Origin of the sequence: Pseudomonas sp. 8 R 14 (assembly GCF_900005955.1) — a bacterium.
Lineage (GTDB): Bacteria > Pseudomonadota > Gammaproteobacteria > Pseudomonadales > Pseudomonadaceae > Aquipseudomonas > Aquipseudomonas marginalis.
Genome location: NZ_CVTH01000089.1, coordinates 49299 through 76157, shown reverse-complemented (window position 1 = coordinate 76157; position 26859 = coordinate 49299). Strand labels below are relative to the sequence as shown.

Annotated in this window: 16 protein-coding genes; 3 read left to right on the top strand and 13 right to left on the bottom strand. The window is 58.7% G+C overall.

Annotated elements, in window-relative coordinates; genetic code table 11:
• Positions 1-36 precede the first annotated feature (36 nt).
• Complete coding sequence (locus BFQ01_RS28140) at positions 37-1623, top strand: RimK family protein (protein WP_065927857.1); 1587 nt, start codon at positions 37-39, stop codon at positions 1621-1623.
• Between the two features lie 143 nt (positions 1624-1766).
• Here BFQ01_RS28140 and map read toward each other — a convergent pair whose 3' ends face one another.
• Together map and BFQ01_RS28130 are read right to left on the bottom strand one after the other, a co-directional pair.
• Positions 1767-2522: a type I methionyl aminopeptidase gene (map, locus tag BFQ01_RS28135; RefSeq protein WP_065927856.1), complete on the bottom strand. Its 756-nt coding sequence runs from the start codon at positions 2520-2522 to the stop codon at positions 1767-1769.
• Complete coding sequence (locus tag BFQ01_RS28130; protein WP_027606410.1) at positions 2522-2722, bottom strand: ParD-like family protein; 201 nt, start codon at positions 2720-2722, stop codon at positions 2522-2524. The genes map and BFQ01_RS28130 overlap by 1 nt, the downstream gene beginning before the upstream one ends.
• Positions 2723-2971: 249 nt before the next feature.
• Between BFQ01_RS28130 and ilvA the strand changes: the two genes are divergently transcribed.
• Both ilvA and BFQ01_RS28120 read left to right on the top strand, forming a co-directional pair.
• Complete coding sequence (ilvA, locus tag BFQ01_RS28125) at positions 2972-3994, top strand: threonine ammonia-lyase, biosynthetic (RefSeq protein ID WP_083244953.1); 1023 nt, start codon at positions 2972-2974, stop codon at positions 3992-3994.
• A gap of 232 nt (positions 3995-4226) precedes the next feature.
• Positions 4227-4496, top strand: a complete 270-nt coding sequence (locus tag BFQ01_RS28120) for a DUF1652 domain-containing protein (protein ID WP_027606409.1) — start codon at positions 4227-4229, stop codon at positions 4494-4496.
• Between the two features lie 61 nt (positions 4497-4557).
• Here the strand turns inward: BFQ01_RS28120 and BFQ01_RS28115 are convergent, their stop codons facing one another.
• The 11 genes from BFQ01_RS28115 to BFQ01_RS28065 form a co-directional block, all read right to left on the bottom strand.
• The gene (locus BFQ01_RS28115) at positions 4558-4827 is read right to left on the bottom strand and encodes a DUF2790 domain-containing protein (protein ID WP_027606408.1); all 270 of its coding nucleotides are present in this window, start codon (positions 4825-4827) and stop codon (positions 4558-4560) included.
• An 84-nt stretch (positions 4828-4911) separates the two neighbouring features.
• A complete protein-coding gene (locus tag BFQ01_RS28110) occupies positions 4912-5850 on the bottom strand; it encodes a carbohydrate kinase family protein (protein ID WP_065927855.1) in 939 nt (312 codons plus the stop codon).
• A gap of 12 nt (positions 5851-5862) precedes the next feature.
• A complete protein-coding gene (xylB, locus tag BFQ01_RS28105; RefSeq protein WP_065927854.1) occupies positions 5863-7344 on the bottom strand; it encodes a xylulokinase in 1482 nt (493 codons plus the stop codon).
• Positions 7345-7533: 189 nt separating this feature from the next.
• Positions 7534-9015 (bottom strand): mannitol dehydrogenase family protein, encoded by a 1482-nt coding sequence (locus BFQ01_RS28100; protein WP_065927853.1) that lies wholly within the window; start codon positions 9013-9015, stop codon positions 7534-7536.
• A gap of 18 nt (positions 9016-9033) precedes the next feature.
• Positions 9034-10137, bottom strand: coding sequence for an ABC transporter ATP-binding protein (locus BFQ01_RS28095; RefSeq protein WP_065927852.1), 1104 nt, complete (start codon positions 10135-10137; stop codon positions 9034-9036).
• Positions 10138-10174: 37 nt separating this feature from the next.
• Entirely contained in the window at positions 10175-11005 is an 831-nt protein-coding gene (locus BFQ01_RS28090) for a carbohydrate ABC transporter permease (RefSeq protein ID WP_027606403.1), read from the bottom strand.
• A gap of 10 nt (positions 11006-11015) precedes the next feature.
• Positions 11016-11906, bottom strand: coding sequence for a carbohydrate ABC transporter permease (locus BFQ01_RS28085; RefSeq protein ID WP_051429369.1), 891 nt, complete (start codon positions 11904-11906; stop codon positions 11016-11018).
• Between the two features lie 134 nt (positions 11907-12040).
• Positions 12041-13351 carry an ABC transporter substrate-binding protein gene (locus BFQ01_RS28080; RefSeq protein ID WP_027606401.1) on the bottom strand — a complete coding sequence of 437 codons (1311 nt, stop codon included), beginning with the start codon at positions 13349-13351 and terminating at the stop codon, positions 12041-12043.
• Between the two features lie 274 nt (positions 13352-13625).
• Positions 13626-14216: a hypothetical protein gene (locus tag BFQ01_RS28075; RefSeq protein WP_065927851.1), complete on the bottom strand. Its 591-nt coding sequence runs from the start codon at positions 14214-14216 to the stop codon at positions 13626-13628.
• Positions 14185-20016, bottom strand: a complete 5832-nt coding sequence (locus tag BFQ01_RS28070; RefSeq protein ID WP_065927850.1) for a hypothetical protein — start codon at positions 20014-20016, stop codon at positions 14185-14187. Before BFQ01_RS28070 ends, BFQ01_RS28075 begins: the two co-directional genes overlap by 32 nt.
• A gap of 207 nt (positions 20017-20223) precedes the next feature.
• Positions 20224-26781, bottom strand: coding sequence for a hypothetical protein (locus tag BFQ01_RS28065; RefSeq protein ID WP_141691321.1), 6558 nt, complete (start codon positions 26779-26781; stop codon positions 20224-20226).
• Between the last annotated feature and the right edge of the window lie 78 nt (positions 26782-26859).

Genomic DNA, 26859 nt, shown 5'->3' with positions numbered 1-26859 from the left:
AGAAAAGGTCGAGTTCTCTAAAGCGGATCAAATATTATGTCGGCGGTACAAGGTCATTGGCGTGAAGTATCCGAGCAAATCGTCGCGGCGACAATAACATCGAAGGGCTTTTTTTCTGCGCCGCCTCGAAGTAACAGTCAAGTGGTGATCATTGTTGAACGCAAGGAAGATTGGGCCTCCTACTTTCCCAGCGAAGACATCGTCACCGCCCAGGAGTACCTGGAGCAAACCCGGCAGAACGAGTCAGGCAAGCGGGTGCAGGTGATCAACCTGTGCCGCAGCTACAAGTACCTGGGGCACGGCTACTACTGCTCGTTGCTGGCCGAAGCGCGCGGACACAAGGTGATTCCTTCGGTGCGCACCATCAGTGAGCTGACTAAAAAGTCGCTGTACGGCCTGGCGCTGGATGACTTGGATAAAACCCTTGATAAAGCCTTGAGTCATCACCTCTACAGTAATACCGAAGGGTTTACCCTGACACTTTACTTCGGCAGGACCAATATAGAACCGTTGCAGGAATTGGCCCGTCAGTTGTTTGAAACATTCCCATGTCCGATCTTGTTAGTTGAGTTCAGAAAACATAACGGTTGGCATATCGTAGGGGTCAAGTCCGGCGTATTGCACAAGTTACGAGACGACCAGGAAGATCAATTCGCCCACGCCCTCGATAACTTCAGCCGCAAGATCTGGCGCCAACCTCGTTCGCGGCGACTGGCCCGTTACGACCTGGCGATCCTGCACGATCCACAGGAGCAGTTGCCACCGTCCAACGCCCGTGCCTTGGAGAATTTCATCCGCGTGGGCAAGGGACTGGGCATCGATGTGGAGCTGATCGAGCGCAAGGACTACGCGCGCCTGGCCGAATACGACGCCTTGCTGATCCGCGAGACCACCAGTGTCGACAACCATACCTACCGCTTTGCCAAAAAAGCCGAAAGCGAAGGCCTGGTGGTGATGGACGACCCGGCATCGATCCTGCGTTGTACCAACAAGGTCTACCTTACCGACCTGCTCAACAGCCATCAGTTAGGTATGCCTGCCACCGAGATTCTCTACAAGGAACGACCGCAGGACTTCGAGCGGGTCGGCGAGCGCCTCGGGTTTCCGCTGGTGTTGAAGATTCCCGACGGGTGTTTCTCCCGTGGCGTGATCAAGGTCGAAAGCCAGGAAGCCTTGCTCAAGGCCACTGCCGAGTTGTTCGAGCATTCGGTGCTGCTGCTGGCCCAGGAATTCTTTTACACCGAGTACGACTGGCGCATCGGCGTACTCAACCGCAAGCCGATCTTCGCCTGCCAATACTTCATGTCCAAGGGCCATTGGCAGATCTATAACCACAAGGCTATCGGCCAGGCCATCAACGGCGAATGCCGCACCCTGGCTGTCCATGAAGCGCCCAGGGCGGTGGTGGAACTGGCGGTGAAGACCGCCAACCTGATCGGCGACGGCCTCTACGGTGTGGACCTCAAGCAGTCCGGCGACAAGGTGGTGGTGATTGAGGTCAACGACAACCCCAACCTGGATGCCGGCATCGAAGACGCCTACTTGCAGGACGACCTGTACAGCCTGGTGCTGGAAGAGTTTGTGCGGCGCCTGGAGTTGAAACGCCAGGGCCAGGTCTGGTGAGTGGCTGAGTGCATGCCACAGGTGTTTAAAGTCGCGCCGCGTAGCCAACCGCGCAAATCCGTAGCAACTGCCTCGCCGGGGCTCGACAGCTGCTACGGATTTGCGCGGTGTTGCATAAGGCGGTATCTACGGCGGTGGGTGAATCAAGGGCGGGTTTGCAGGGTAAGGACTTCAAAGCCATCCGCCGTCACTGCCACCGTATGTTCCCACTGCGCCGACAGGCTGTTGTCCTTGGTCACCACCGTCCAGCCGTCTTTCAGGCTGCGCACCTTGGCGCCGCCCTGGTTGAGCATCGGTTCGATGGTGAACACCATGCCTTCACGCAGTTCCAGCCCGGTGCCAGGGCGGCCGAAGTGCAGGATCTGCGGCTCTTCATGCATCTGCTTGCCGATGCCATGGCCGCAGTATTCACGCACCACGCTGTAGCCATTGGCCTGTGCATGGCTCTGGATCGCATGGCCGATATCCCCCAGGCGTGCGCCGGGCTTGACCTGGCGGATCCCGGCCCACATGGCCTCGAATGTCATATCCACCAGGCGCCGCGCCTTGGGCGCGACGGTGCCGATCATGTACATCTTGCTGGAGTCGGCGATAAAGCCGCCTTTTTCCAGGGTGATGTCGATGTTGACGATGTCGCCCTCCTTGAGGATTTCCTTGGCGCTGGGCATGCCATGGCACACCACTTCGTTGATCGAGGTGTTGATGGAGAAGGGGTAGTCGTATTGCCCGAGGCTGGCAGGGCGGGCTTTCAATTCGTTGCGGATAAAGGCTTCGACGGCGCTGTCCAGTTCCAGGGTGGAACGGCCGGCGGCGACAAACCCGTCGAGCATGTCGAACACTTGGGCCAGCAGGCGTCCGGACTCGCGCATCACAGCCAGTTGGGCGGCGGTCTTGATCATCAGCTGCGCCCCCGGATCAGGTCGGGCTTGTCCAGCAACAGTTTGTTGATCAGCTCGTGGTAGGGCAGGCTGGGATTGAGTTCGGCGAGCAGGCCGACCTTGATCCAGAACTCGGCCTGGGCGTTGATGGAACGGTCCATGGCCGCACTGGCCAGACGCAGTTGTTCGTGCAGTTGGTCGCTGATCTTGACGATGCCCATGAGGTTCACTGTAGTGGTTGTATATACGAATCGTATATGTTTCGTATGTCGTCAGTAAACATGATGTTGACTTGATCCGGATGGCCGGTTAATTTCCAGGCATGACCTACCCAGCCTTCCGCAGCCAGCCAAGCATTATTACCGCCATTCCTCATTTGGCGGGATAGCACACGGCTGCACCCCAACCCGCCTTAGAGGCGGGTTTTGTTTGTTCCGTCTCCAGGGCCTTTAAAAACCAGGAGACACCCCATGAGCACGTGCCCCGCCCCGTCTACCGCTGATACGGCATTGCTTGAACACTATGTGAAAAAGATCCTCGCCGCGCCGGTCTATGACCTCGCGGTGCGTACGCCCCTGCAAGCCGCACCGGCACTCTCGGCAATGCTCGGCAACCAGGTGCTGCTCAAGCGTGAAGACCTGCAACCGACCTTTTCCTTCAAGATTCGCGGCGCCTACAACAAGCTGGTGCAGCTTACCGGCGAGCAGAAAGCGCGCGGTGTGGTGACGGCGTCGGCGGGTAACCATGCGCAAGGCGTGGCACTGGCGGCGAAGACGCTGGGGCTCCAGGCGCGGATCGTGATGCCGTGCAGTACGCCGGAATTGAAGGTGCTGGGCGTGCGCTCCCGGGGCGCCGAAGCGGTGCTGCACGGCGAGAGCTTCCCGTTTGCCCTGGCCCATGCGCTGCAACTGGCCGAGATGTCCGGCTGCACCTTCGTCTCGCCCTTCGATGACCCGGAGGTGATCGCCGGCCAGGGCACGGTGGCCATGGAAATCCTGCGCCAGCAACAAGGCCCGTTGGACGCGATCTTCGTGCCCGTGGGCGGCGGCGGCCTGATCGCCGGCATTGCGGCCTACGTCAAATACCTGCGGCCCGAAGTGCGCATCATCGGGGTCGAGCCCGAAGGCTCCAGTTGCCTGCTCGCCGCACTGCAGGCCGGGGAACGGGTGGTGTTGCCAAGTGTCGACGGGTTCGCCGATGGCACCGCAGTCGCGCAGATCGGCGCCTATGGCTTTGAGATCTGCCGCGATTGGGTCGACGAGGTGATCACCGTCAGCAATGACGAACTGTGCAGCGCAATGAAGTTGATCTATGACGATACGCGTTCCATCACCGAGCCTTCCGGTGCGTTGGCGGTGGCGGGGGTTCGCAAGTACGTGGCCAGTCGTGGGGTGAGTGGGCAGACCTTGGTCGCAGTTAATTCAGGCGCAAATATCAACTTTGATAGTTTGCGATATGTTGCTGAAAGAGTGGCGGCACAAGCTGCAGTTTAATTCGAAGCGTGGGGTTAAACGATTAATCGAAGCGGTTCGACGATGATTTAACTGGGGTGACCTAAGCTATATAAATTCCTACATTGCTTATGAAGAAAAGTTACAACAAAAACGGAATTTGCCGAGTAGGCTGGTAAAGGTAAGCGTCTTCCAGGGCTGGCGAGACGTGGCAGGCACGGGCCTGCAGACCTATAACAATCGATTGGCAGTCTCAAAAAAGGAGAGGTTGGCCATGCTTTCGGAATTAGAACTTCGCAGCATTATTGAAGGAAGTTTCCTGCCTAAACGGTGCGAATGCACCAAAGCCGAAGATGCTTCGCTGACGATCAAGGTCTATGACGACCGCGACCGTGACCGGGTGGATTTGGAGGTCAAAGGTATCAATGCTGACAAACTCGACAGCAGTCGAGCTATTTGCAACCTCATTACCGGGTTGCGTGAAGACCTCAAGCACAGCCATGCACCTGTCCAGCAGCGGGCTGGAGGGCGCGGTTACTACTGATCGTTGGTTATGAACGGTGGGCCTGGTAAATGCCAGGCCCAATGCTGTGTATGTTTGCCCATCAATTCTGGAAATCGCAGGCTTCGGACATCTTCCGGTAGCTCACGTCTTCCACTTTGCCCGCCTTGTCCAGGAACTTGATATCCGCATCAATGACTTTACAGTCGCCGGTTGGGGTTTCGTTCATGGCCAGGACCTTGGCAATGTTCATCGGCATGCCGTAATGATAAGGCACGGGGTTGACCGCCTGGGTTTGATCGTCAGCCTGGGCCAGGCCCGACACTGCCGCCAGCGCCAGGGCGCCGCCGAGCATTAAGGTGTGCAGTTTCATGGTGGTGCTCCGCAAGTGAGTGGAATTTCACTCTCGACTTGCGGGATTAACCATCGATTAATTTTGCCCTGGCTGACAAAACCTTCATCCAAGCTGCTGGCGATACGGCAGGTCCGGCCCGGTCTTGCCGCACGTCAGTGCCGCAGCGCGGATGGCAAAACCGAGCATGGCGTCGATCTGCACGCGGGTCAGTTGTTGCAGGCCTTGCACCGAGTCCAGCTGGTGCTCGGTCAGCCAGGCAATCAACGCGGCCTGGAAGGTATCCCCGGCACCCACGGTATCCGCCATCACCACGCGCTGTGCCGGTTGCGACCAGGTGCCATGCTGACGGCTGAACACACTGGCGCCATCGCCGCCACGGGTGAGGAACACCAGCTGGCAACGGTGTTGCAGCCAGCCCTGCAGCACGCTTTCCGGCGACTGGCCGGGGTAGAGCAGGTGCAGGTCTTCGTCGCTGACCTTGATCAGGTCGGCATGCTTGGCCAACTCGGCGACGCGGTCGCGCCACAGTTGGATATCCGGCTGCGGATTAAGGCGCACGTTGGGGTCGAGGCTGATCAGGCGCTTGCCGCTTTCGCGCTTGACCAGGCTCAGCAGGGTGTCGCCGATCGGTTGCACCACCAGGGAGAACGAACCGATATGCAGCCCGCGCACCTCATCGCCGAGGACCGGCAAATGCGCGACTTCCAGCAGTCGGTCGGCGCAGCCTTCACCACGGAAGTTGTACTGCGGTGAGCCATCGGCGCCCACGGCGACCATCGACAAGGTGGTCGGCGCGGCGAACTCCACCAGGAACCGCTCGCTGACGCCTTCATCCTTGAGCACCTGCAACAGGCGCCGTCCGAGGAAGTCGCTGGACAGGCCGCCGAACAACCCGGCCTCAATGCCCAGGCGGCGCAAACCCACCGCGACGTTGAACGGTGAACCACCGGCAATCGCCTTGTAAGTGACCTTGGAGGCCTGCCCGCTGGCATCTTCCTCGCTGAAAAAATCAAACAGCGCTTCACCACACACCAGATACATAGTCGTTCGCTCTTAAAGGGTTGCCACGTGCTGTTGATAACGTTCGTAAGCCAGTTGATAGGCGCCGACATTGGCCGCCACCGGCAGGGTACGGCTGGCCGGGTCGACGCTCACGCATTTGTCGCACAGGCTGGCCAGGGACTCTCCGGACTGGCTCCACGCCGCCTGGATCGCCGCGCCCAGGGCGGCGGCTTCGCTTTGTTCGGTGCAGATCACTTCGGTGTTCATGATATCGGCGACCATCTGCCGCCACACCGGGCTTTTCGAGCCGCCGCCGATCAGGCGGATGCTCTGGCTTTGCAGGCCGGTGTGGCGTAGCAGATCGAGGCCGTAGCGCAGGCCGAAGGTGGTGCCTTCGACCACCGCGCGGCACAGGTTGGCACGGGTCAGGTTGGTCATGGTCAGCCCATGCAGGCTGCCGGTGGCGTGGGGCAGGGCGGGTACGCGTTCGCCATTGAGGAACGGCAGCATGCTGACGCCATCGGCGCCAATCGGGGCTTGCTCGACCAGTGCGTTGAAGGCGTTGAGGTCCAGCTCGAACAACTCGCGAATCACCCCGGTAGCGTTGGTCAGGTTCATGGTGCAGATCAACGGCAGCCAGCCGCCGCTGGACGAGCAGAAGGTTGCGACCGACGCCTGCGGGCTGACGTTGGGCTGGTCGGCGAAGGCATACACGGTGCCGGACGAGCCCAGGCTCATGGTGATCACGCCGGGGGCGATATTGCCCGTGCCGATGGCACCCATCATGTTGTCGCCGCCGCCGCTGGACACCCTGGCATTGGGGTTGATGCCCAGGCGTTCGGCGATGGCCGGCAGGATCGTGCCTACGCTTTGATCGGCTTCGATCAATGTCGGCAGCGCAGCTTCGAGACGGCCGCTGGGGTCGATGTGCTTGAGCAGCGCCATATCCCAGGCGCGGGTGCGCACGTTGAAGTAACCGGTGCCCGAGGCATCGCCGTATTCCGCGACCGCGCGGCCGGTGAGCCAGTAGTTGAGGTAGTCGTGGGGCAGCAGCACATGGGCGATGCGCGCGAACACATCCGGGTGCTGCTCGCGGGTCCACAGCAGTTTCGACACGGTGTAGCCCGGCGCAATCGCCACGCCCAGGCGTTCCAGCGAGCCGCCTTCGCCGCCCAGGTAGGCCAGCAGGCGCTCGTTCTCCAGCGCGGTTTCGGTGTCGCACCACAGCTTGGCCGGGCGCAGCACCTGGCCGCTGTCATCCAGCAACACCAGGCCGTGCTGCTGGCCGGACACGCCGATGCCGAGGATGTCCTGGCCGTCCACGCCGGCCTGTTGCAAGGCGCGGTGGGTGGCTTCGGTAAAGGCGTCCAGCCATTCCTGGGTGTGCTGCTCGCGACGGCCATTGGCGCCGCTGATCAGGGTGTGCGCGGCGGCGCCCAGGCCCAGTACCTTGCCGCTGGACGCGTCGAGGACGATGGCCTTGGTGCCTTGGGTGCCGCAGTCGATGCCGAGGAACAGGTTTTGCTGGGTCATGAGGGTGTGCTCAGCGGTGTTATTTTTTTGGATTGGCAACCCGGTCCAGTGTGGGAGGGGGCTTGCTGTGGTGAGTGGGGCTTGTCCCCCGACGGGTTCACCACAGATTTGTGGGCTGCTTCGCAGCCTGGCGCGGGGCAAGCCCGCTCACCACAGCAAGCCCGCACCACAGCAAGCCCCCTCCCACATTTAAACCGGTTTCTTCAGGAGGTGCTTCAGGGTAGTGGTGACGCCGTTATCACGCAGGCTCCCATAGCACCTCTCGAACGCTGCCACAAACTCAGGCGAGTTGGGAATAGCCGTACCGAAAATCTCTTCCACTGCCAGCAACCGCTGGCTGATCAGTGCATCGTCACTCACCAGCCCCTGGCAGAACTCGGCGCGCGGATCGGGGATTGTGTAGCTCACGCCATTCTCATCCACACCCTTCAAATACAAGGCCCAGGCCGCGACGACCAGTGCTGCACGCTCGGTCTCACGGCCGTCGGCAATCAGGCGGTTGATGGTCGGCACGGTGAACTTGGGAAACTTCGACGAGCCATCCGAACACACCCGTTCCAACTGGTCGGCAATCGCCTGGTTGGAGAAGCGGTCCACCAGGGTCTGCTTGTAGTCGGTCAGGTCGATGCCCGGTACCGGCGCGAGGTTTGGCGTGACGTCGAGGTCCATGTAGGCGCGCATGTAGGCCACTAACAGCGGGTCGTTCATGGTCTCGTGCACAAACCGATAGCCCTTGAGAAAACCCAGGTAGGTCAGGGCCAGGTGGCTGCCGTTGAGCAAGCCGATCTTCATCTCTTCATAGGGTGTCACATCGTCGGTGAACTGCACGCCAACCTTTTCCCACGCCGGGCGGCCGTTGACGAATTTGTCTTCCAGTACCCACTGCACAAAGGGTTCGCAAACAACTGGCCAGGCATCGTCGATGCCGTGTTCATCGTGCAGTTGCAGGCGGTGGGCGGTGCTGGTCATCGGCGTGATGCGGTCGACCATGGCGTTCGGGAAGCTCACATGGGCCTTGATCCAGTCATGCAGCTCGGCATTGTGCAGGGCGGCGAACGCCAGCAGTGCCTTGCGCGTGACAGCGCCATTGTGGGGCAGGTTATCGCAGGACATCACGGTAAACGCCGGGATGCCGGCCGCGCGGCGCTGGGTCAATGCCGCGCAGATAAAGCCGAACACGGTTTTTGGCGACGACGGATGAGCCAGGTCGTGCTGGATCTGCGGCAAGTGGGCCATAAACTCGCCGTTGCTGTCGTCGATGCAGTAGCCGCCTTCGGTGATGGTCAGCGAGACGATGCGAATCTCGGGGCTGGCCAGTTTATCGATCAATGCCTGGGCGCTGTCTTCGGCCAGCAGCATGTCGCTGATCGAGCCGATCACGCGCACTTCGGTGTCGTCGGTGTCGCCCAGTTCGTACAGGGTGAACAGGTAGTCCTGGCCGGCCAGGTCATCGCGGGCCTTGCGGTCCTCGCTGCGCAGGCCAACGCCGCAGATGCTCCAGTCCAGGCCCTCGCCGGTATTCATCAGCGCATCGGTGTAATACGCCTGGTGCGCGCGATGGAAGCCGCCGACGCCGATATGGGCGATGCCCTGGCGTGTGTCGGCAAGCGTATAGGCTGGCAATTTCACTTCGGGCGCCAGCTGGGTGAGGTTCTGCTTATTCAGTTTCATCGATCAATACTCGCGAAATCAGGCGGCGGCGCGCAGTGGACGGGCCACAGCCACGCCGTCGGTGTCGAACAGATGGCAGTGCGCCGGGTCCAGGTGCAGGTGCAGCGTTTCGCCGTATTGGCTGGCCATGTCGCCGCGAATCCGCATGGTCAGCGGCTCGCCATTCGAGGTGATGACGTGGCAGAAGGTGTCGCTGCCCAGGCGCTCGCCGACGTCGGCCGTCACCGTCAGGGTGGTTTGCCCAGGCGACGCGATTTCCAGGTGCTCCGGACGAATGCCCAGGGTCACCGCGCTGCCCACGCTCAGGCTGGCGCCGCTCAGCGGCAGGCTGATCAGGGTGCCGGCGTCCAGCTGCACCTCACAGCCCTGGCCGTCGACGCGGGTGACCTTGCCCTTGAGGAAGCCCATTTTCGGCGTGCCGAGAAAACCCGCCACAAACAGGTTGGCCGGCTGGTGGTACAGCTCCAGCGGCGAGCCGACCTGCTCGATACGCCCGCTGTTCAACACGACCACCTTGTCGGCCAGGGTCATGGCTTCAACCTGGTCATGGGTCACGTAGATCATGGTCGCTTGCAGCTCTTTGTGCAGGCGCGCCAGTTCCAGGCGCATCTGCACGCGCAGGGCGGCGTCGAGGTTGGACAACGGCTCGTCGAACAGGAAGATCTTCGGGTTGCGCACAATCGCCCGGCCGATCGCCACACGCTGGCGCTGGCCACCGGAGAGTTGCTTGGGCTTGCGCTCCAGCAGCGGGCCCAGTTCGAGGATGCGCGCCGCTTCGTTGACCTTGCTCTCCACCAGCTGCTTGTCGACGCCGGCCAGGTCCAGGGCAAATGACATGTTCTTGCGCACGCTCATGTGCGGGTACAGGGCATAGGTCTGGAACACCATCGCCAGGTCGCGCTTGGCCGGGGTGACTTCGGTGATGTCGCGGCCATCCAGTTCGATGGTGCCTTCGCTCACTTCTTCGAGGCCGGCGATCAGGCGCAGCAGGGTGGATTTACCGCAGCCCGAGGGGCCGACGAAGACCACGAATTCCTTGTCGTTCACTTCCAGGTCGATGCCCTTGATGATCGAGAAACCTTCGAAGCCTTTTTGCAGATTCTTGATTTTCAGGTTGGCCATGGGATGGGCCTCCTTTTTGAATTTTTATAGGAAACCGTTATTTCACGGCGCCGAAGGACAAACCGCGCACCAGCTGTTTCTGGCTGATCCAGCCAAAGATCAGGATCGGCGCGCAGGCCAGGGTCGAGACGGCAGACAATTTGGCCCAGAACAAGCCTTCGGGGCTGGAGTAGGAAGCGATCAGTGCGGTCAACGGCGCTGCGTTGGACGAGGTCAGGTTCAACGACCAGAAGGCTTCGTTCCAGCACAGGATCAGCGACAGCAGCACCGTGGAGGCCAGGCCGCCCTTGGCGATCGGCAGCAGCACCCGGACCATTTCCTGCCACAGCGTGGCGCCGTCCAGGCGCGCGGCTTCGAGGATGTCCTTGGGGATGTCCTTGAAGTAGGTGTAAACCATCCAGACCACGATCGGCAGGTTGATCAGGGTGTAGATGATGATCAGCGCGATGCGCGTATCCAGCAGGCCAAAGCTCTTGGCCAGCAGGTAGATCGGCATCAGCACGCCCACCGGTGGCAGCATCTTGGTGGAGAGCATCCACAGCAGCGTGCTCTTGGTGCGTTTGGTTTCGTAGAACGCCATGGAGTAGGCGGCCGGCACCGAAATCAGCAGGCACAGGGCGGTGGCGCTGAATGAAATCAGCACCGAGTTCCAGGCATAGCTGAAGTAGTTGCTGCGCTCGTTGATGTGCAGGTAGTTCTCCAGGGTCGGCGTGAAGATGAACTGCGGCGGCGTGGCGAACGCGTCGATTTCGGTCTTGAAGCTGGTCAGCACCATCCAGAAGATCGGGAAGAAAATCAGGATCGCGATGGCCCAGGCCAGGGTGCCGAGCAACAGGCTTTGCAGGCGGCGGGATTGTTGAAGCGTCATGGCGCGGCCCTCAAGGCTTGTCAGTCAGGTTTTTGCCGATCATCCGCACCAGGATGATCGCCGCGATATTGGCGATGACCACGGCGATCAAGCCGCCGGCCGAGGCCATGCCCACGTCGAACTGCACCAATGCCTGGTTGTAGATCAGGTAGGCGAGGTTGGTCGAGGCGTAGCCGGGGCCACCGTTGGTGGTGGTGAAGATTTCGGCGAATACCGAGAGCAGGAAGATCGTTTCGATCATCACCACCACGGCAATCGGGCGGGCCAGGTGGGGCAGGGTCAGGTGCCAGAAAATCGCGATGGCGCCGGCACCGTCCAGGCGTGCGGCTTCCTTTTGTTCCTGGTCGAGGGACTGCATGGCGGTCATCAGCAGCAGGATGGCGAACGGCAGCCATTGCCACGAGACAATGATGATGATCGACAGCAACGGGTAGTGCGCCAGCCAGTCCACCGGCTCGGCGCCGAAGAACTTCCACACGGCGGCGAGAATCCCCGACACCGGGTGGAAAATCAGGTTCTTCCAGATCAGCGCACCGACGGTGGGCATGATGAAGAACGGCGAAATCAACAGCACCCGGACGATGCCACGCCCGAGGAACTCACTGGCCTCCAGCAGCGCACTGATCAACACGCCGAACACCACGCTGATCAGCAGCACGCTGCCCACCAGCAACAACGTATTGGTGGCGCCGGGCAGGAAACCCGAGTCAGTGATGAAGTAGGTGAAGTTCTCCAGCCCCACGAATTGGTTCTCGCCGGGGTAGAGCAGGTTGTAGCGAATCAGCGAAAAGTACAGGGTCATGCCCAGCGGCACGATCATCCACAGCAGCAGCAGGGCGACCGAGGGCGTGACGAGGAACCAGCCGGGGTTGGCCAGGCGGTTTTTGGCGGATGTATTCATGATAGTCAAGGCCAGTCAGGTACAGGTGCGTAAAACCCCTGTAGGAGCGAGCTTGCTCGCGAAGGTATTTCAGGCGCCTTGCGGCGTCGGATGTACCTTTTTCGCGAGCAAGCTCGCTCCTACAGGATCGGGGGTTACTTGGGGTAACCCGCCCGCTTCATTTCACGCTCGGTGGTGGTCTGCGCGGCGGTCAGTGCAGCATCGACCGTTTGCTGGCCGGTCAGCGCGCCGGAGAAGAACTTGCCGACCTGGGTCCCAATCGCCTGGAACTCAGGAATGGTCACCAACTGGATACCGATATACGGCACCGGCTTGAGGGTCGGTTTGGTCGGGTCGGCGACTTTCAGCGATTCCAGGGTCACCTTGGCGAACGGCGCGGCCTTCATGTACTCGTCGCTGTAGGTCGACTTGCGGGTACCTGGCGGCACGTTGGCAACGCCGTCGGTCTTGGCGACCAAGGCACCGTATTCCTTGGAGGTGGCCCAACTGGTGAACACCTTGGCGGCATCCTTGGCCTTGGAGCTGGTCGGGATCGCCAGGCTCCAGGAGTACAGCCACGACGTGCCCTTGTCGGTTTTTTCGTGGGGGGCAAAGGTGAAGCCCACATGGTCGGCCACTTTGCTTTGGGTCTTGTCGGTGACGAACGAGCCGGCGACGCTGGCATCGACCCAGATCGCGCACTTGCCGCTGTTGAACAGCGCCAGGTTTTCGTTGAAACCGTTGCTGGAAGCACCCGGCGGGCCGGATTTCTTCATGTTGTCGACGTAGAAGTTCAGCGCGTCCTTCCATTCGGGGCCGTTGAATTCAGGCTGCCACTTCTCATCGAACCAGCGCGCACCGTAGCCGTTGGCCAGGGTGGTGATCAGCGCCATGTTCTCGCCCCAACCGGCTTTGCCGCGCAGGCACAGGCCGTATTGCTCTTTGCTCTTGTCGGTGAGTTTGGCCGCGAATTCGCCGATCTGGCTCCAGGTCGGGTGCTCGGGCATGCTCAGCCCGGCGTCCTTGAACAGGTCGGTGCGGTAGTAGGTGATTGAGCTTTCCGCATAGAACGGCAGGGCGTACAGCGAACCCTTGACCGACAAACCGTCACGCACGGAAGGGAATACGTCGTCGAGGTCGTAGGACGCCGGCAGGTCCTTCATCGGTTCGAGCCAACCCTTGGCGCCCCAGAGTGCGGCTTCGTACATGCCGATGGTCAACACATCGAACTGCCCGCCCTGGGTGGCGATGTCAGTGGTCAGGCGTTGGCGCAGCACGTTTTCTTCCAGCACCACCCAGTTCAGCTTGATCTCCGGATGCTCGGCCTCGAAGGTTTTCGAGAGCTTCTGCATGCGGATCATGTCGCTGTTGTTGACGGTGGCAATGGTCAGGGTTTGCGCGCCAAGGCTGACGGCGCTGAGGGTCATACAGGTACAGGCAAGCAGAGCTTTTGCTGTGAACTTCATCGCGCACTCCATTTCCGCGCCCAGGGGCTACGGAAGGACAGTTATTGTTGTTGTGTCTTCCTACGGGGAGTCAGGAAGAGTGTGCGTTGATTACAGCCTTCAAACGGGGTTGTGACAAATCCTTGGGAGCACTTGGACTGATACTTTTTTGCACTCGTTAGGTAAACAGCTGAAACCATCAAGCGTGGTGTGTCGCGTATTCACGCGGCAGCAGCGAGGGGGCACCGTTGCATTGGCTTCCCTCGCTTCTTTCATCATGCTAATGGTTCAGCGGTCAAAGCGTGACGGATTCCTTGGGTGCTTTGGCGGGGCCGAAACGTACAGGTCGATAATCGACTGGAAGCGTGACATATACCGGTTTTTTCGTTGTTCCCATATTGGCCTCGACAAGAGTGCCCACGTCCTTTCTAACGGTAAAGACTCTGAATTTATTATGATAGATTTTATTCAGGTCATTTTCCGCGATCCACTCGATGTCTTCTTGCTTGAATTTCGGGTACTTTGTCCTGGCGCGCTTTAATAGCAGTTGATATTGCTCATTCAGATCTGTACCCGCCATCCATTCGGTCGTTACCGGACCTTCAAATCCCTTTACGGGGACGCCCGTTAGCTTATTCAACTCGTTAGCGAACGAACGAGTGCCGCCACTTGCGGAGAAGCAGGTCAATGTCCGGACATTGGCGTAGTCACGAATGTCTACGCCTCGATCCAGCAGCTTTTGATTAACCTCTGCGGCCGAATAGCGTGCGTCATTGTCACCGACGATTTTTATCGGATCGCCTGGGTTTTCTGGCTCAGGGGCGTGTCCGATAATATTGAGCCGGGGCTTTCCATCATAAGTATCGACAAATGTCTGGATCGCCATCAAGTGGCCTGACCGTTTCCATCGGGCCTCCCAGCCTGATTCGGCCATACAGGGCGTCGGTGACGGCTTGCGTTGTGTCAAGGCTGATTGGCCGGGTCAGGTCTCTAACCCGGGCAATATCAAATCTGCGCTGTGCCATCGCATTGATATCAAAGACACCGACGTTATATTTTGGTCCCGTGAATGCGTTGCCAAAATGGTTGAGTCCTTTGCCGACTTTGCCACTGTTCAGTGTTTTTTCCAGCCCGGCTTTCATTGATGTTTCTGAATTGAATGTCGCCAAACCATAGTTGGGATCGTAATAAAACCAGCTTTTTTTGCTGGCGTCGGCGGGGTCGACCCTAACCCCCGCGAGCATGCCATGATCTTTCGCGCCGATCAGCAAGGTCTTCGAAGTCTCGGCGTTACCCAGTGTTGTGCCAATATCCTTGTAGGGCGTGAGGACGCCTGAGGTCCCGGTTTGAAAGGTGCTTTGTCTGTCTACGTTAGCTTGCAACGCTGACAGCTCTGAGATGAATTTTGAACCGCCAGCGGACTTCGGGTTGGCCATGGCCATATGCACGTTATCGATCAACGTGTTTTCGGTGCCCTCCGAGAGCGCGAGCGCCATCGTATTGGACAGGGCAGCACATTCACCGTCTGAGCCTGGTTGTGTCAGGGCAAGATAATAGCCTTGGGACATTCCACGACTGGTTCCGCCCGCACCCTCTACTTCTCGATTGAACGTCTCAATGTTGATGCGGGAATCGGCAATGATGAGTCTTTCCCGTTGCCGAACCAGGCTTCCCACTTGTTCGGCGCTTAGCGGGGTGTCTGCAATCAGTTGTCTGATTCGGTCTTTGCCCATGTCGCTGCGGTAGCCCGGTATAGTTTCCGGTTTCAAGCTGTTGTAGCCGGCTTTAAAGGCTTGCTCATCTCTTAGCTGCGAGTTCACGACGTTCATCTCGAATCTGGCGGGCATGTCCGGATCGGGTTCGGCATTGGAAAAAAAGTCAAACAGGCCATTGACGTTGCGTTGGTTACTTTCGGGCACGAACCCTTTTAGCGCAGGCCCATCAGCCGCCATTGTCTTGGGGTTATAGGCATACCACTCGCCATCCTGGAAAATGGCCGTGAGTTTGACAAGTGCAGAGGTATCGCCGTTTCTCACCGTGCCATCAACCATGTCCGCAGTCGGGACAAACGCCTCTCCAATTGGCTTTGTATATTGGCCGCCCTGCATTTGGCTCACTGAGCTGAACGCCTTCTCGGCGCCGGTGGTAGTCAGGTCTTGGAGCACAATGCTTTCTGTTTCCTCGATCCCAAACCTTTCGACGAATTTCGCCGAGGCCTTGGCCGCCGCCCAGGCCGCGCCGGATTTGGCCACATTGCAGAGTTTGCCGACGCCCTCGGTAAATACGTAGATCGCGATATCAACGCCCAGGTCTTTTACCGCCTCCGCATATTCACCGTGGTAGATGTCCACGAGGCTCGAGCCTCCCGGTAAGAAGCGCAAACCTTTTTGGAAGTAGTCACTGAGCTCCAAACCGTTTTCAACAGCGTTGTTCAGCCCACGTTGCGTAGCGAGTGCAGCCGCCTTGTTCAAGTACACACTGTCAACCAGCACCTCGGCGAGGTGCTGTATTCTTGTTCCGTCATAGCTGGAAAGGTCAGTTTTGTCGTTCTCCGCATATAAGGGCCGCCTGCCGTGTGCAAAGTGATCCGGGTCGACGAGGCTGTTTTGATCAAGGCGTGTTATGAGGACCTTGGATTTGATATCCGGTTTTGGCTGGGCGTTGGTTTTAAACGCGGCTGTGTCGACGGTTTCTTCGGTGGTTTGGCGGTAAGGTGCTCTCTGTTCGATATTGGGGACCGGCACTATTTTTCCATAGGCTGGATAGATCGCGAACGTTCTGGACTGCTCCTTATGGGTGAACTGCATCAGGATGCCACTACCGGTGCCTTTCACTTGCAGGATTGTCGCAGAGCCATTGTTGACGATGTCCCGGTCCGCCAGCGGTAGCTGGCTGAACATGTTTTTGAACAGGGAAATGGTGTGGGTCCTGCGTAGGGCGAAGTCTTCTTCAAATGCCTGATTGAATTTCGCGTTGATGTCAGGCAACTCGGAGGCGCGCGCGCGAAGTGCATCGAAGTCGGGCCCCCTCGTTGACTCCCAGCGCCAACTTTCACCCAGGCGGCCAGCTTCATAGACGTCGACAATACTTTCCCGAGTATTGGAAAACATTCCAAACGGGCCAACCATTTCAGTGAGGTACGGACGCTCATAGTGGGTATCGGTACCCCATTTTTCCCTCAGCTCTGACAGGGCCATTTCCCTTCTGCTTGGTGGGTTGAAATTACTCAAGTAATGCCTGGCACTGGAGATGTCATCATTTTGTTTTTTGAGCTTCTCCTGGCTGCTGGCGAGCTGTTCAAGGGTGTATTCGTCCTTGTCATTTCTCACGATATGGCCATTCACGATGGCCCAATCCAACACCGGGTTCATCTGGGCGACAGAGTGCAGTTGGGATTCACGTTCGGAAATGGGGCTGATCCGGTGAAGGTTCATGACTTGCCCGAAGGTCATACCCGAGGCGGCACCGGGAGCATTCAGTTCGATCCGATTGACGGCGGTCATAAAGCTGACCCAATCGGTCGAGCCCAGCGTCACGGTCGATGGCACATCGTTAACCAGCAGATGGGGCGCAGCGCCCGTCATCAACAGGTGCGCGGCTACTGGCGCAAGGTTTGCCGGGATTTTTCGATTTGTGGTCAAGTGGTTGTTGAACAGCTCACGAATCTTGTCCGTGTCCAACCCCCAATTATCCTTATGCATCAGATCAAAGCCTGCGAGGCTATTGCGTGAGGTGCCGGCCTCGGGGTCAAGCTCCAGTACCAAAGCGGTCAGCAGCCACTGCTTGAGACTGGTCGAAGTGACTGCACCTTTCATCTCGGTTTGCAGATTCGTGGCCAGTTCCAGGGCGCTGTCACTGGACAGCAGTTGGTCCAGTGCTTGTGCAGGGCTGCTGCTGAGCTTGGGCACTTGGGCACTCAGGTGGCTCAGGAGGTTGGGATGGGGGCTGATGGCTTGTTTTACGAAGGTACTCACGGCCTCGCGTTGGGCCTTGCTCAGCGGGAGGGCCGAGGCCAGAAACCCATAGTTATTACCCAGTGTCGGCGCTTGCGGCAGGGGAGTCTGCAGAGCCTGTAACAGGTTGTCGACCCGCGCTGCCGACTTCGCCTCGTACCAGCCCTGATCCGTGAGGAATTTCTGCACGGTCGTCACGCCTTTAGGGCGGTGGGATGAGCCCGGATCGACAATGAAACGGGTGGTGTCGTCGTTGTCGATATTGCCGTGCTTGAGCTGACTGATCAGTGCATAGCGATCATTGCTATCCCCCAATGCGGTTTTTTGCTGGTTCAGCCAATTCACCATTTGTTCCGGGTGGTCCGGGTTCCTTGGGAACTTCTTCATGCTTTCCAGCTGCGTCATGCTGCGTTCGAATGCCTGGCTGCGGGGGTGCGTAGTGATGCCATAAAAACGGCCTACCCATTCCAGCGGTGCGTTAGTGGTGCTGGCGTCAGACAGCGTGATCGGCCTTCCAGGCGTCGCAAATACCCTGGCGGCGTTGAGCACCGGCGCCAGCACGTCGAAATGCTCGGGGTAGTTTTTCGCAAAGTCGGCGGCGCTGAAGCGCTGGTCAACGCCGTTGACTTTGCCGATCAGCGCCTCGCGATTGGGGTCAAAGCGCAAGGAGGTCAAATCAACCTTGTGTTTCTCCGCCCACTCGATGAAACCGCGCGCCTTGATGGCTTTGTCCAGGTAGCTGCGCCATTGGCCGAACAGGCTGGCGGCCGGGATCGGTCCGATCATCTTCATCGAGGCTTGGGTCGGGTTGTTTTTCACCTCGCGCATTGCGCGATGCGTAGCGACGGCCAGTGCGCTTTCGGCGCTGGCCAGGGCGTCTTGCGGGGACCGTGCGCCGCCCACTGTCGCGCTGGAGCTGGGCTCGACAGCCGCCGCCAGGGTTTCAAGTTTAGAGAGGGGCGCGGGCGCGTCGGCACGCTGTTGCCTGATGGTGTATTGGCGCTCACGTACACCTTTAGAGAAGTTGTCGCCCGTGCTGGGGTCAATGAGTGCCTTGAAGCCATTGTTACGGGTCATCTCGGTACTTCGATCAAGCAGCGATATCAGCGCGCGTTGACGCCAGTCGGCTTGTTGGCCGTTTTGTTGGCGAGGGATCTCTTCGTTGTAAAACCTCATGACCTCATACAGCGATGCAGAGGGTGGGGAGGGGTATCGAACAGGTAGCTCCACTCCAGCCGCCATCTGCCGGACTGCATCTGCAATTTCTGCCCAGACAACACCCCAGCCCGAAAGATCGTTCGGGACAAAGGGGGTATCCTTTCCATTTACCTTGCCTGTCAGCTCACCGGTGACGGGGTGGATACGAACGCTGCCGGGCTCAACGTTGTGCTCTTGTGCAAAGGTTGTAAAGGCACTGCCGGTCAGCGCATCCAGAAGGTTTTTGCGCACCTGGTTGAAGGTCGAATACTCCGGAATCTCTTTGAGCACCGGCGGGAATGCTTCGCCTTCGACTCGGGCTTGAGGGGCGAGCCTCATCACGGCCTGGCTGCACTGCTGCGCCAGGGTTCGATCGGCGTCCTGGACCTTTCGTGCCGTAGTTGAAGATGTGAACCTATCAAGGCGTTGCGTCAACTGATCCGGCGGTAAATTCATAAGCCGCTGACTGGCTTCGTTTTGTCGCTGTTTGACCGGGGCGTAAACGGTCGCGTAGTGCGGATCGGTGCTGCTGAAGGCGTGGAAGGTACCCTCGCGCAGCAATTGTCCGATGCTGAACAGCGTGTCGTCGCTGCGTATGCCGCCCAGTTGCAGGCCGTAAAACGAGGCTATGTTGTAAGCCGATGCGTGTTCCCTATCGCGAAACATGACAACGCCTTGTTTCCCCGCAAAGACTTTTCTGGCTGCGCTCATCACTTGGGTCGACGCCGCTGCCCAGTCCGCGTCCCGATGCAGGTAGAGGTTGACCGGCACGTTGTCGCGCATTTCGGTCAGTTGTCCACTGGAGTCGATCATCAATCCGCGAACATCGATCTTCCTGGCCTCGGCAAACGATTTAAAGGGTTCCGAGTGCAGCGCCTCGGCAAGTTCGGCCCAGGCTTGGCCGAAGGTTGAGTCGGCCGGGATGATCACCTTGTCCTCGGCATCGCTGGAGTGACCTTTCTCGACGGCAAGCCGTTGGCGCATCAAGCTATTGGCCACACCTATGGCCAACTGCCGGTCACCGCTGTCGATCAAGGCATCGGTGAATTGGCGAACCGCCGCATTGCGCGTAGCGGAGGCCGGTTCAGGGGCTTGCAGATCTCGGCGTAAGCGCAACGGGGCAGGGCGAGTGTTCGAAGTGTGGGAGGCCGAACTGTCGAGTATTTCCTGAAGAAGTTGAGCGTAGGTTTTTTGCGCGTCGAGGGCGCTTGGCTGGTTCAGGTGTTGCTCCACCTGATTGCGCAGCGCTGTGTCCGTCAGTGGCTCATGACTGCTTTTAATCAACTGGCTGATGCGCTCGGCTACGCTGGGGTATTCCTTTGTCACGGCGAATCTGAGCAATTGCTCGATACGTTTGCGGGCTGACGCCAGTCCATCACTCGATTGCGCGGACGCGGGGAACGTTTGAATATCCTGGAGGCGTTTATGAAAAAACTCGATGACTTTAGAGCTTACTGAGCCTATGGGGGGCGTGGACCGATTCATCTCGCTTGAAATCGTGGTGCTGACAGTGTGTGGCGGATTAAAGCTGATCATGGGACTGCCCCTTTACCGGCGTATTTATAAGAATGGCCTCTCGACAGATACAGAGAGGTACTTCAATACGTGGCCAAGGGACTGATGGGCGTTCCTGTGCAGGGCTGTGAGAACGTTGAGTGATTGTAAGTCTTTGCCTGGATTGGTCAGCGCAGGTTTTGTTGCGTGAAACGCTGCGCTGCCAAACGCCAGGCGTACGAGGGGGTCCTATCCCTGCGCGGCCAACCCGCCGATATACCCATGAGAATAGGGGGTCTTCGGTTTTACGATAAGCTTCTCCAACCATGTTGGGTCCAGCGGGTCAATGGATTTGCCTCCCTCCAAAATCTTCAGGTTTTCACGACTCCAGCGCTTCATGACTTCGCTCAATTTCTGTGTGTACTGGCTGGCTGGGCAGACGATATCTGCCCATGCATCGACAATCCAGGCATCCGCCCAAGCAGGTTCCGAGAAGTCTACTGTGCCTTGGGGGAGCGTGGAGGGACCTCCGACGACGGTGAACGCATGCGCATCTGAAGCTTTCCATTCGTAAGCGCTGCCACCGCTTTTTTCAATGATGTCCTTGGACAGCAAGGCCATTTCTCCACAGTTGCCAGCGCCGGCTTTCAAGATCAGGCTCGGGCGATTCAAGGCATGTTCCGGCACGGTTCTGCGTAACCATTCATTGGTCATGTTTGCCGCCTCTGCGCGTGCCTTGTCCGCTGTTGAGCGGATGATATTGCCGGGCCCCAGCCCGGTTGCCTTCATGGCGCGATCCACGCTGTTTTTTGCCTGGACTGCATAGAACTCGTTTTTTCGTCCTTGTGTCCAACCGGCGAAATCGCGGGGTGGGTTGACCCTGGCAACTTGGTTCGGCCGCAACGCTATATCCGGTTTGCCTATCGCCCTGGTCCGCTGCAACTGATAGATCACTTCGCGCTGTTGTTCGTGAGTAAGGCCTTTACACGATGCTTTTAGTTGATCGATGTCTTCTTTCAGGAAACCGGAACGCTCCAGCTCTTTAAAGGCTGAATCCAGTTTGGGCAACGCAATGAAGTTGGCATCAAAGGGCGCCTCATTGACAGCTTGACGAATACCGAACGCGCTTCGGTAACCTTCTACCAGCGGAAAATCCTGGGGCGTGCATTTATTGAACGTCAGCTCGCCGGTGGAGGCGTCATTCAGCTTGGTGTAATAAAACTCTGCGGTATCAGCCTCTATCACCAGGTATTTGGTTTTACTTGCGCCCCTCTCCACAATCACGCCTCGAAGTTCACGCTTGTCATTGCAGTCATCGCTGATTTTGTTGAGCTTGACCACCCGGGTTTCCTTCGCAAACGAATCACTGGCGTGTGCGCCGGAAAAACCAAAATTGGGATCGTGTTTCAGGCTGCCGCTGATCTGCGATTTGTAGACGATGGGTTTGTTCTGAGGCATCGGGACCAGTTGGGGGCCCATATCGCCATCGACCACCTTGTATCGACGTCGCTCGAAAATGACAACTTGGTCCCTTCTCAAAAAACCTGGCGTCGAGGGGAACAGGCGCTGGTGTTCAAGGGCTTGAAGATCCCGGCGCGATGTTTCGGCGACGATCTCTATTTCCTTGGAAAAGCACGTATCACTGGCCCCGCGCCTGACCCGGCCCAGTGCAACCGGAGGGGCTGGACAGGTCGCTTCAAAACCCTCCAGGGGCTTAAAGTGATCGGCTGACTCCAGATCGCTCAGCACGCCAGGGGTGCGGGTGTCGTAACGGTAAACCTTGCCCTCATTGACCAGATCAAAGCCATGGCTACGGGGCAGGGTATAGGCGTCGGCCGCCAGTGGTTTTTCCGTGACCAGTGCTTGAGTACCGTCCGAAAAGGTCTCTTGTCTCACGACTGAAGACGTATCAGAGACGAACCCTTCCAGGGCTGGCCCGTAAGCTGTCATGGTCTTGGCGTCGTAGGCGTACCATTCTCCATCTTGCCGCACCGCGGTGAGCCTGATCTGCTGCGCACTGCCGGATTGAATAAGCGCACCGTCGGCCCTGTCGGTCGCCATGTTCCATTCACCGTCCGTCTGTTCCACCAGAGGGCTGCCCTGCATACGGCTGACTGCGCCGGACGACTTCGCAGTATTGGCGGCAGTCACGTCTGTAACCGCCATTGAGGCGACGGCTCTTTCGGCTGCAGATTCAACGGCAGTTTCTCCAAACTTGACGGCTGCACGTTCGAAGGCCCCCGCGGCGACTGACCAAACCTTTCCTAATGCACCAGGGACGACAATGCTCAGCGCATCAAATAAGAGGTCCCGGCCGGCCTCGGCGTAGTTGCCTTCGTAAAGGTCTTCGACGCTGCTGACGCCAGGGATCATGCGCGCCAGGGAATTGAGCCGTTCAAGAAACGTGGGGCCTTCTGTTTCCAGAGGGTTATGACCATGATTGATCGCCTTGTACTCGTCTTTGCGCAGGAAGTGTGAATCGACGCAGATGGTGGCGATTTTCTCGAGTTGCTCATTGAAGAACGCGGGCGCCGCGTTTGAGCGGGTGTCGCCGAATGTGGCCCGACCGTCATTTACCAGCTCCCCATTCACCAGCGTGCTCGGTGTGACGCGGTCGACGATGACCTTGGAGATCATTCCGTCTCGTGGCGCCGCCGCCGAATCGAAGGCGGCGAAGTCCAATGGCAATTCATGGGGGCCTTCATCGGCGCCGTCATAAATCTTGCCGAAATGCTTGTTCGTACCGCCTATGGGCATGGGGTTCGGCAGTTTCGACATTGTTTTTACCGTGCCCGCATCGGGGAAGACGGCTACATCGGTGATGTTCCCGTTGTGTCCGGTCGCACGAATCAGTAGGCCATGGCTGCCTTTTTTACCGGTTTTGGCGCTGAGGTTTTGCCATATGCTGGTGTCTGATTCGCGAACGCTGTAGTACTCAATCCTGCCGTTGGCCAGATGGTTGCGGACTTCGGCCGGGAGCCTGGACAGCAGGTCCTTGATAATCACGATCGAGTGCGCGCGCCGAGGGACGAAATCGCTTTCGATCGCTGCGTCGTACTGTGTATTGACGTCGGGCAATTGGTTCGCCTGATCATGCATTGCCTGGATAGGGATACGCGCATCCCTGGCTTCCCAGGCAGGAGTGGTCGAGCCACTTGTCAAACTATCGATCAGGTTTGTTGGCTTGTACGTATCCCCCAATTGTCCGGCTTCATAGGCTTCGACCACGCTCGCCAGGGTGCCGTATAACTGATCGCTCTCTCTCCAGAGGCTGCGTTGTTCATAGGGGATTCCCTTACCAAATTTTTGCTCGAGGTTCTCAAGTGCCAGGGCTCGTCGTGTGGGCTCAGGGTTATCCTTGATATAGCGTTTGGCCTGCGCCACAGCAGTGGTTTGTTCACCCAGTGCCTTGATACACGCTTGCAGCAGCTCTGGCGTGTACTCGTCATTTGAATTCCTGCCGATGATGTCATTGATGATCCCCCAATCAATCAGAGGGTTCATTTGCGCTCTGAGCAATTGCAGCTGTTCATGGGAGGAGAGAGGCTTGACCTTGTGGTAATCCATCACTTGCTTGAAGTTCATGTGCCGCGTGGCGCCGGGCGCTATTTGTTCGATCCGGTTTACAGCCGTATGAAACATCGCCCATTGGGGTGTGCCCTGAACAAGAGACGGGGGCAGATCGTTAACCAGAAACTGCGGTGCGGCACCTGACATCAGCAAATGCGCCGCAATCATTGCCTTCTGAGACGGCACGTCGCCGGTGCCGGGCTGATCAAGGTGGAGTGCAAAGCCTTGGCGTATTTCATGCGCAGGCCTGCCCCAGTTTTGCGCCTGCATGAAGTCATAACCCGCCACACGATTGCGCTGCGTGCCGGCCGCGGGATCAAGCTCCAGTACCCACGCGGTCAGTAGCCACTGCTTGAGACTGGTTGAAGTGACTGCACCCTTCATCTCGGTTTGCAGATTCGTGGCCAGTTCCAGGGCGCTGTCGCTGGACAGCAGTTGTTCCAGCGCGCGTGCAGGGCTGCTGCTGAGCTGAGGGGTTTGCGCACTCAGGTAGCTGAAGAGGTTGGGATGGGGGACGATGGATTGTTTCACGAACCTACTCACGGCTTCGCGTTGGGCCGTGCTCAGCGGGAGGTCCGTGGCCAGAAAACCCCAGTTGTTGCCCAATGTCGGAGCTTGCGGCGTAGGTGTCTGCAGTGCCAGTAACAGGTTATCGACCTGCGCTGCCGACGTGGCTCCAAACCAGCCCTGATCCGCGAGGAATTTCTGCACGGTCGTCTCGCCTTTAGGCCGATGGGACGAAGCCGGGTCGACAATGAAGCGCGTGGTGTCGTCGTTAGAAAGGTTGCCCTGCTTGAGCTGATTGATCAGTGCATACCGATCGTTGCTGTCACCCAATGCGGTTTTTTGCTGGTTCAGCCAATTCACCATTTGTTCCGGGTGGTCGGGACTCCTTGGGAACATCTTCATACTGTCCAGCTGCGTCATGCTGGTGTCGAATGCCTGGCTGCCGGGCTGCGTAGTGATGCCATAAAAGCGGCCTACCCAGTCCAGCGGCACGGTGTTGCTGCTGGCTTGAGACAGTGTGAACGGCCTTCCAGGCGTCGCAAATACCCTGGCGGCGCTGAGCACCGGCGCCAGCACGTCGAAATGCTCGGGGTGGTTTTTCGCAAAGTCGGCGGCGCCAAAGCGCCGGTCAACGCCGTCGATTTTGCCGATCAGCGCCTCGCCATCGGGGTCAAAGCGCAGAGAGGTCAAATCAACCTTGTGTTTCTCGGCCCACTCGGTGAAACCACGCGCCTTGATGGCTTTGTCCAGGTAGCTGCGCCATTGGCCGAGCAGGCTGTCAGCCGGGATCGGTCCGATCATCCTCGTCGAGGCTTGGGCGGGATTGTTTTTCAGCCCGTGCATTGCGCGATACGTGGCGGTGGCCAGTGCGCTTTCGGCGCTGGCCAGGGCGTCTTGCGGGGACGGTGCGCTCTCCACCGTCGCGCTGAGACCCGACTCCACAGCGGCCGCCAGGGTTTCAAGTTCAGAGCCGGTAGTGGGCGTGTCGGCAAGCTGTTGGGTGATGGCGTATTGGCGCTCACGTACAGCCGTATACCAGGTGCTGTCCGCGTGGGGGTCTGTGAATGCCTTGAAACCGTTGTTACCGGTCATCTCGATACTTCGATCGAGAAGCGAGACCAGGGCGGGTAGGCCGTTTTGTTGACGAGGTATCTCTTCCTTGTAAAACCACATGACCTCATACAGTGATGCAGAGGGTGGGGAGGGGTATCGAACGGGGCGTTCCGCTCCGGCCGCCATCTGCCGGATTGCATCGGCTATTTCTGCCCAGACGCCACCCCAGCCCGAAAGATCGTTCGGGACAAAGAGGGTGTCCCTGCCATTCACCTTGCCTGTCAGCTCACCGGTGACGGGGTGGATACGCACGCTGCCGGCCTCAACGTTTTTTTCTTGTGCAAAGGTGGTAAAGGCACTGCCGGTCAGCGCATCCAGGAGGTTTTTGCGCACCTGGTAGAAGGTCGAATACTCCGGAACCTCTTTGAGCACCGGCGGGAAATCGTCGCCTTCGATTCGCAATTGAGGTGTGAGTTTCAGCATGGCCTGGCTGCACTGTTGTGCCAGGGCCCGATCGGCTTCCTGGACCTTTTGCTCCACGCTTGAGGGTGTGAACTGCTCGAGGCGCAGTTTCAATTGATCCGGCGGTAAATCCATGATTCGTTGGCTGGCTTCTCGCTGTCGCTGTTTGACCGGCGCGTAAACCGTGGCGTAGTTCGGATCGGTAGTGTTGAACGCGTGGAAGTTGCCCTCGCTCAGCAGTTGTTCGATGGCAAGCAAGGTGTGGTCGCTTTCGATTTGACCCAGTTGCAAGCCGTAGAAAGCGGCGACGTTGAAGGCCGAAGCTTGATTGCGCCCATGGAAATCAACGGCCAGCGAGGTGTTCCCGGCGATCCTTTTGACTGCGGCCAATACCGCCCCTGACGCGGCTGCCCAGCGGGCGTCGTTACCCAGGGAGAAGTCGGCAGGCGGTTCCTTGCCTGTTTCGATCAGGCGGCCTTCGGGAGTCATGGTCAGTTGGGAGAGATCGAGCTTCCTGGCCTCGGCAAACGATTTGAACGGTTCCGAGTGCAGCGCTTCAGCCAGTTCCGCCCAGGCGTGGCCGAAGGTGGAGTCGGCCGGGATGGTCACCTTGTCCTCGGCATCGCCGGAGTGACCTTTCTCGACGGCAAGCCGTTGGCGCATCAAGCTATTGGCGACGCCTATGGCCAATTGTCGGTCACCGTTTTCAACCAAGGCTTCGGCGAACTGGCGAACGGGTGCAATGCGTGGGGCGGAGGTTGATGAAGTATCACGGCGCTTTCGGCTCAGGCGCGGCGGGGCAGGGTAAGTGTTTGGTGCACTGGGCGAGGCGCCATCCAGTATCTCCTGAATAAGCTGGGCATAGGTTTTTTGCGGATTGATTGCGCTGGGCTGGTTGAGTCGCTGTCCCACCTCATTGTGCAGCGCTACGTCCGCCAGCGGTTCACGTGTGTTCTTGATCAACTGGCTGATTTGTTCGTCCAGGCTGGGCTGTTCTTTGGTGACCGCAAACCTGAGCAACTGCTCGATGCGCGTGCGGTCTGGCAAGGGTATATCACTCGCTTGGGCGCTCGCCCGCATGGGTTGAGCGTCGTTCAAGCGTTTAAGAAACAGCTCGATGACTTGGGGTGTCACTGACCCGGCAGGTTTTGTGGGCAGATTCAGTTCCTTTGGAATGAAGAAACCTGGCGTGTGCGACGGCCGAACATTGATCATGGAACTACCCTATGCCTGCGTAGATTGAGTTCCCCTCTTGCTGGTTAAACGAGAGAGGCACTTCGCTAAGTGGCCTGG